Below are 7,271 nucleotides of genomic sequence, written 5' to 3'. Positions count from 1 at the left end.
GCACCCGCCATCGAAGGCATCGCCTACTTCACCGTCTCCGAACTCCTCCAGAACATCAGCAAACACAGCAACGCCCGGACCGCCGACGTCGACGTGTGGCGCGCCGAGGGCCGGGTGATGCTGCGGGTCGGCGACGACGGGCGGGGCGGGGCGAGCGTGTCGGCCCAGGGCAGCGGGCTGGCGGGGCTGGCCGAGCGCATCGAGGCGGTGGACGGGGTGCTGATCGTGCACTCCCCGCCCGGCGGCCCGACCTCGGTGACGATCGAGCTGCCCTGGCGCTGACGCCCCGCGCCCCGCCGCGCGCGGTATACGCGGCGGATTCGTCCGAATCCTGGAATGCTGGCTCCGTCAATTCGAACGGCAACTGGGGGCCGGGCATCGTGGAAGACAGAGTGCGGGTGGTCATCGCCGAGGATTCGGTGCTGCTGCGGGAGGGCCTGACCCGGCTGCTGACCGACCGCGGCCATGAGGTCGTCGCGGGAGTGGGGGACGCGGAGGCGCTGGTCAAGACGGTCCGCGCGCTGGCCGACGAGGGTGCGCTGCCGGATGTGGTGGTCGCCGACGTACGGATGCCGCCCACCCACACCGACGAGGGGGTGCGGGCCGCCATCCGGCTGCGCCAGGACCATCCGGGGCTGGGGGTGCTGGTGCTCTCGCAGTACGTGGAGGAGCAGTACGCGACCGAGCTGCTGGCCGGGAGCAGCCGCGGCATCGGCTATCTGCTCAAGGACCGGGTGGCCGAGGTGCGCGAGTTCGTGGACGCGGTGGTGCGGGTGGCGGGCGGCGGCACGGCGCTGGATCCGGAGGTCGTCGCCCAGCTGCTGGGCCGCAGCCGTAAGCAGGATGTGCTGGCCGGGCTCACCCCGCGGGAGCGGGAGGTCCTGGGCCTGATGGCCGAGGGCCGGACGAACGGGGCGATCGCCCGGCAGCTGGTGGTGAGCGACGGCGCGGTGGAGAAGCACGTCAGCAACATCTTCCTGAAGCTGGGCCTGTCGCCGAGTGACGGGGATCACCGCCGGGTGCTCGCGGTGCTCACCTACCTCAATTCCTGATCCCCTGCGGTCGTAGGACCAAAGCGGGACCAAAGCCGAGCGAGGGAATCACCTGAAATGACACCACGGGGGTGGGGGAAAGTCATGCCTTACTGGGACATCACGGACACTTGGTGCGGGATCCCACAGGGGATCCGGCCAAGGAAGGCGAGCCTTACCGACGTACGATGGTCATGGGACAACCGGTCGGCACCGACGGTCCAGGTGCGCCGCCTCGAGGGAGGTCCGAAGCAGTGACCAGCCAGGTCAGCCCGGCCGAGCAGGCCGAACCAGCCGATCAGCAGGGCGAGCGGGGGCTCGCCGGGGAACGGGGAACACCGGACGGCGGCAAGGAGGTCCGCCGTCTGGATCGCGTGATCATCCGATTCGCGGGTGACTCCGGTGACGGCATGCAGCTCACCGGAGACCGGTTCACCTCGGAGACGGCGTCCTTCGGGAACGACCTGTCGACCCTGCCGAACTTCCCGGCGGAGATCCGCGCCCCCGCCGGCACCCTGCCCGGCGTGTCGAGCTTCCAGCTCCACTTCGCCGATCACGACATCCTCACCCCCGGCGACGCGCCGGACGTCCTGGTGGCGATGAACCCGGCCGCGCTCAAGGCCAACCTGGGCGACGTGCCGCGCGGCGCCGAGATCATCGTCAACACCGACGAGTTCACCAAGCGGCCGATGGCGAAGGTCGGATACGAGCGCAGTCCGCTCGAAGACGGCTCGCTGGACGCGTACCAGGTCCACCCGGTGCCGCTGACGACGCTGACCATCGAGGCGCTGAAGGAGTTCGGGCTGTCCCGGAAGGAGGCGGAGCGCAGTAAGAACATGTTCGCGCTCGGCCTGCTGTCGTGGATGTACCACCGGCCGACCGAGAACACCGAGACGTTCCTGCGCCAGAAGTTCGCCAAGAAGCCGGAGATCGCCGAGGCGAACGTGGCGGCCTTCCGGGCCGGGTGGAACTTCGGCGAGACGACCGAGGACTTCGCGGTCTCCTACGAGGTGGCGCCCGCCGCCGCCGCCTTCCCCGCGGGGACGTACCGGAACATCTCCGGCAACCTGGCGCTGTCGTACGGGCTGATCGCCGCGTCCCAGCAGGCGGACCTGCCGCTGTTCCTGGGCTCGTACCCGATCACCCCGGCCTCCGACATCCTGCACGAGCTGAGCAAGCACAAGAACTTCGGCGTGCGCACCTTCCAGGCCGAGGACGAGATCGCGGGCATCGGCGCGGCGCTGGGCGCCGCGTTCGGCGGGGCGCTCGCGGTCACGACCACCTCCGGTCCCGGCGTGGCGCTGAAGTCGGAGACCATCGGGCTCGCGGTCAGCCTGGAGCTGCCGCTGCTCGTGATCGACATCCAGCGCGGCGGGCCGTCCACGGGGCTGCCGACCAAGACCGAGCAGGCCGATCTGCTCCAGGCGATGTACGGGCGCAACGGCGAGGCCCCGGTGCCGATCGTGGCCCCGAAGACCCCGGCCGACTGCTTCGACGCCACGCTGGACGCGGCGCGGATCGCGCTCACCTACCGCACCCCGGTCTTCGTCCTCTCCGACGGCTATCTGGCCAACGGATCGGAGCCGTGGCGGGTACCGGAGGTCGACGGCCTGCCGGACCTGCGGGTCCAGTTCGCGACCGGCCCCAACCACACCACCGAGGACGGCACCGAGGTCTTCTGGCCGTACAAGCGCGACCCGCAGACCCTGGCCCGCCCCTGGGCGGTGCCCGGCACACCGGGGCTCGAACACCGCATCGGCGGCATCGAGAAGCAGGACGGCTCCGGCAACATCTCCTACGACCCCGCCAACCACGACCACATGGTCCGCATCCGGCAGGCCAAGGTGGACGGCATCGAGGTCGAGGAGCTGGCGGTGGACGACCCCACCGGCGACGCCCGCACCCTGGTACTGGGCTGGGGCTCGACCTACGGACCCATCACCGCCGCGGTGCGCCGGGTGCGCCGGGCCGGCGACCGCATCGCCCAGGCCCATCTGCGCCACCTCAACCCCTTCCCGGCCAACCTCGGCGCGGTGCTGGCCCGCTACGACAAGGTCGTCGTGCCCGAGATGAACCTCGGCCAGCTCGCCACCCTCATCCGCGCCAAGTACCTCGTCGACGCCCGCTCCTTCACCCAGGTGCGGGGACTGCCGTTCAAGGCCGAGCAGCTGGCGACGGCCCTCAAGGAGGCCATCGATGACTGAGACCGTCTCGCAGCCGCCCACCGCCCTGGCCCAGGCGCTGTCCCTGGTGCCCAAGGCCGAGGGCAAGCAGTCCATGAAGGACTTCAAGTCCGACCAGGAAGTGCGCTGGTGCCCCGGCTGCGGGGACTACGCGATCCTCGCCGCCGTGCAGGGCTTCATGCCCGAACTGGGGCTGGCGAAGGAGAACATCGTCTTCGTCTCCGGCATCGGCTGCTCCTCCCGCTTCCCGTACTACATGAACACCTACGGGATGCACTCGATCCACGGCCGCGCCCCCGCCATCGCCACCGGTCTCGCGGCCGCCCGGCGCGACCTGTCGGTGTGGGTGGTCACCGGTGACGGCGACGCGCTGTCGATCGGCGGCAACCACCTCATCCACGCCCTGCGCCGCAATGTGAACCTGAAGATCCTGCTCTTCAACAACCGCATCTACGGCCTCACCAAGGGCCAGTACAGCCCGACCTCCGAGGTCGGCAAGATCACCAAGTCCACCCCGATGGGCTCCCTGGACGCCCCGTTCAACCCCATCTCGCTGGCGCTCGGCGCCGAGGCGGGCTTCGTCGCCCGCACCGTGGACTCCGACCGCAAGCACCTCACCCAGGTGCTGCGGGAGGCCGCCGCCCACCCGGGCACCGCGCTGGTGGAGATCTACCAGAACTGCAACATCTTCAACGACGGCGCCTTCGACGCGCTCAAGGACAAGGAGCAGGCCGAGGAAGCCGTGATCCGGCTGGAGCACGGCAAGCCGATCCGCTTCGGTGCCGACGGCGCCAAGGGCGTCGTACGGAACCAGGCCACCGGCGATCTGGAGGTCGTCGCGGTCACCGCGGAGAACGAGGGCAGCGTCCTGGTCCACGACGCCCACGCGGCCTCCCCCACCACCGCGTTCGCGCTGTCCCGGCTGGCCCACCCGGACACCCTGCACCACACCCCCATCGGGGTGCTGCGCGACGTCCAGCGGCCGGTATACGACACCGACATGGCGACCCAGATCGACGCCGCCGTCGAGCACAAGGGCAAGGGCGACCTCGGCGCGCTGCTCGCGGGCAACGACNCGACGCCGCCGTCGAGCACAAGGGCAAGGGCGACCTCGGCGCGCTGCTCGCGGGCAACGACACCTGGACCGTCGTCGGCTGAGCCGTACCGGATCGGAGAAGGAACGCGGCCAGGCCGGGTCTACGCACCCGGCCTGGCCGCTTCGTATGCCGCCCCGCTACGACGCGTCCGCCCGGGCCGCGTCGTATGTCTCCCGGGCCGCCAGCACCTGCGGGGCGCACTCCTCCGCCCAGCCCGCCAGCGCCCCCACCCGGCTCGCCGCCTCCCGGCCCAGCTCGGTCAGCGAGTAGTCCACGTGCGGCGGGATGACGGGGTGCGCCTCGCGGTGGACGAAACCGTCGCGCTCCAGGGTCTGGAGCGTCTGGGCGAGCATCTTCTCGCTCACCCCGCCGATCTCGCGCCGCAGCTCACTGAAGCGGTACGTGCCCTCCAGCAGCGCGGCGAAGACCAGCACACCCCAGCGGCTGGTCATGTGCTCCAGGATCAGCCGCGAGGGGCAGACCGCGGGGTCATCACTTACCTTCATGCCAGTACCTTACGTCAAAGTGGGTACTTTCGAATCGTTAGCGCTGTGTCTAGGGTGGGTCGCGGATCGGACACACGACAGAAGACCGGAAGAGAGAGATCCACCCATGAGCATCGTCGTCACCGGAGCCACCGGGCACCTCGGCCGCCTCGTCATCGACGGCCTGCTGGAGAAGGTTCCGGCCGACCGGATCACCGCGGTCGTGCGCGACGCCGACAAGGCCGCCCCGCTCGCCGCCCGCGGCGTCACCCTGAAGGTGGCCGACTACAGCCGCCCCGAGACGCTGAGCGGCGCCTTCGCCGCGGGCGACAAGGTGCTGCTGATCTCCGGCAGCGAGATCGGCCAGCGCGTTCCGCAGCACCAGGCGGTCATCGACGCCGCCAAGGAGGCCGGGGTCGCACTGCTCGCGTACACCAGCGTGCTGGGCGGGCCGGACGCCGACTTCACGCTCGCCGACGAGCACAAGGTCACCGAGCGGGCCATCACCGGGTCCGGGCTGCCGTACGTACTGCTGCGCAACGGCTGGTACAACGAGAACTACACCGAGCAGCTGGCCCCCGTGCTGGAGCACGGCGCCGTCGTCGCCGCCGCGGGCGAGGGCCGGGTCGCCTCCGCCGCGCGCGCCGACTACGCGGCGGCCGCCGTCGCCGTCCTGACGGGCGAGGGCCACGAGAACACGGTGTACGAGCTGTCCGGCGACACCGCCTGGAGCTTCGCCGAGTACGCCGCCGAGGTCGCCCGGCAGACCGGCAAGGAGATCGCCTACCGCGCCGTCTCCGCCGACGAGGTGCGGTCCATCCTCACCGGCGCGGGCCTGCCCGAGCCGCTCGCCGCCATCCTGGCCGACGTCGACACGGCGATCGAGCGCGGGCTGCTGGCCGCCACCCCCGGCGACCTGTCCCGGCTGACCGGCCGCCCGACCACGCCGATCGCGGAGTCCCTCGCGGTGGCCCTCAAGGGCTGACCAGGGCTGACCTCGGGGTTCAGGGGACGGCCCGCCTGTCAGTCCCATATCGCGGATACGGTGATGACAGGCGGGTCGCCCGGCGCTACCGTCGGACGGGCCCCCTCGCCAGGGCGGTCACGCCGTCGGGGAGGGCCTTCATGCAGCCGCAGACACAGCCGCAGCCGCACCACCAGGACCGCGCCGGTCTTCTCTACGGTTTCGCCGCGTACGGCCTGTGGGGCCTCGCCCCGCTCTTCTGGCCGCTGCTGCAACCCGCCGGGGCGGTCGAGATCCTCGCCCACCGCATGGTCTGGTCGCTGGTGGTCGTCGGGCTCATCCTGCTGGTGCTGCGCCGCTGGTCCTGGGTCGGCCCGCTGCTGCGGCAGCCCCGGCGGCTGGGTCTCGTGGCGCTCGCCGCGACCGCCATCTCGGTCAACTGGGGCCTGTACATCTGGGGCGTCAACAGCGGACACGTCGTCGAGACGGCGCTCGGCTACTTCATCAACCCCCTGGTCAGCATCGGCTTCGGCGTCCTGCTGCTGCGGGAGCGGCTGCGCCCCGCGCAGTGGGCGGCGGTCGGCGTCGGCGTGGTGGCGGTGGGCGTGCTGGCCGTCGGCTACGGCAAGTTGCCCTGGATCGCCCTCACGCTGGCCTTCTCCTTCGCCACGTACGGCCTGGTCAAGAAGCGCATCGGGCTGGACGGGCTGGAGTCGCTGGCCGCCGAGACCGCCGTCCAGTTCCTGCCCGCGCTCGGCTTCCTCGGCTACCTCACGATGCGCGGCGACAGCACGTTCGGCGGCGGCGGCATGGGGCATTCGGCGCTGCTGGTGAGCTGCGGACTGATCACCGCGGGGCCGCTGATCCTGTTCGGGGCCGCCGCGGTACGGCTGCCGCTGTCGACGATCGGGATGCTCCAATACCTCACGCCCACCTCCCAGTTCATCCTCGGGCTGGTCGTCTTCCACGAGTACATGCCGCCCGAGCGATGGGCGGGCTTCGCCCTCGTCTGGCTCGCGCTCGCGCTCCTCACCTGGGACGCGCTGCGGACCGGGCACCGGGCCCGGCGGGAGCTGGGGGACGCCGCGGCCCTGGCGGCCACGTCCCCGGCGGCCACGTCCCCGGCCAGGAAGGCGGAGGCGGCGGAGGCACCGTCGGGACCGATATCCGGCGGGTGATGTCCGGTTTCCGCTCTTGACGGAGGGTCAGCCACACCCGGAGCATCAGCCTCGCGCCATCGCGGCGTCATATTGTCACACCGCTCCACCACCCCCATGGGTAATACGTACGTACGTGCATCACACAGCGTCACGTCCTTCCGTGCAGTCCCCGTTCGGAATCGGAGCCCCCCATGTCGTCATGTGCTGATCCGCACCGCGCCCCCCGAAGATCCGCGTCCCGCCGGACGGCCGCCGCGATCGCGGCCGGAACGGCGATCGCCGCCCTGGTCTCGGCCGCCCCCGCCACCTCCGCGGCCGCCGCGGCTCCCCCGCCGCCTCCGGCGGCCGCCG

At 71.2% G+C, this 7,271-nt stretch carries 6 protein-coding genes and 1 pseudogene; 6 read left to right on the top strand and 1 reads right to left on the bottom strand.

Annotated elements, in window-relative coordinates; genetic code table 11:
• The 4 genes and pseudogenes from EEJ42_RS19765 to EEJ42_RS19750 form a co-directional block, all read left to right on the top strand.
• Nucleotides 1-282, top strand: a 282-nt coding sequence (locus EEJ42_RS19765) for a sensor histidine kinase (protein WP_342778299.1), incomplete at its 5' end; no start/stop codon positions are given.
• Nucleotides 283-392: 110 nt separating this feature from the next.
• Entirely contained in the window at nucleotides 393-1,052 is a 660-nt protein-coding gene (locus EEJ42_RS19760; protein ID WP_184503171.1) for a LuxR C-terminal-related transcriptional regulator, read from the top strand.
• Nucleotides 1,053-1,285: 233 nt separating this feature from the next.
• Nucleotides 1,286-3,235 carry a 2-oxoacid:acceptor oxidoreductase subunit alpha gene (locus EEJ42_RS19755; protein WP_123101350.1) on the top strand — a complete coding sequence of 650 codons (1,950 nt, stop codon included), beginning with the start codon at nucleotides 1,286-1,288 and terminating at the stop codon, nucleotides 3,233-3,235.
• Nucleotides 3,228-4,289: pseudogene (locus EEJ42_RS19750) on the top strand (2-oxoacid:ferredoxin oxidoreductase subunit beta); the annotation flags it as partial. The gene EEJ42_RS19755 and the pseudogene EEJ42_RS19750, both read left to right, overlap by 8 nt.
• Nucleotides 4,290-4,448: 159 nt before the next feature.
• Here the strand turns inward: EEJ42_RS19750 and EEJ42_RS19745 are convergent.
• Nucleotides 4,449-4,817: a winged helix-turn-helix transcriptional regulator gene (locus tag EEJ42_RS19745; protein ID WP_123101348.1), complete on the bottom strand. Its 369-nt coding sequence runs from the start codon at nucleotides 4,815-4,817 to the stop codon at nucleotides 4,449-4,451.
• A gap of 106 nt (nucleotides 4,818-4,923) precedes the next feature.
• Here EEJ42_RS19745 and EEJ42_RS19740 point away from each other — a divergent pair, with 106 nt between their 5' ends.
• Both EEJ42_RS19740 and rarD read left to right on the top strand, forming a co-directional pair.
• Nucleotides 4,924-5,781, top strand: coding sequence for an SDR family oxidoreductase (locus EEJ42_RS19740; RefSeq protein WP_123101346.1), 858 nt, complete (start codon nucleotides 4,924-4,926; stop codon nucleotides 5,779-5,781).
• A gap of 140 nt (nucleotides 5,782-5,921) precedes the next feature.
• The gene (gene rarD / locus EEJ42_RS19735; protein ID WP_123101354.1) at nucleotides 5,922-6,938 is read left to right on the top strand and encodes an EamA family transporter RarD; all 1,017 of its coding nucleotides are present in this window, start codon (nucleotides 5,922-5,924) and stop codon (nucleotides 6,936-6,938) included.
• Nucleotides 6,939-7,271: the final 333 nt, after the last annotated feature.

It is taken from the genome of Streptomyces botrytidirepellens (assembly GCF_003721215.1).
Lineage (GTDB): Bacteria > Actinomycetota > Actinomycetes > Streptomycetales > Streptomycetaceae > Streptomyces > Streptomyces himastatinicus.
Note: the sequence above shows the minus strand (reverse complement) of the source record. Positions and strands in the feature narration are given on the sequence as shown.

Excerpts from the sequence above, each read along its gene's own strand:
- EEJ42_RS19740 (WP_123101346.1), top strand. The coding sequence starts at position 4,924 with ATGAGCATCGTCGTCACCGGAGCCACCGGGCACCTCGGCCGCCTCGTC.
- EEJ42_RS19745 (WP_123101348.1), bottom strand. The coding sequence starts at position 4,817 with ATGAAGGTAAGTGATGACCCCGCGGTCTGCCCCTCGCGGCTGATCCTG.
- rarD (WP_123101354.1), top strand. The coding sequence starts at position 5,922 with ATGCAGCCGCAGACACAGCCGCAGCCGCACCACCAGGACCGCGCCGGT.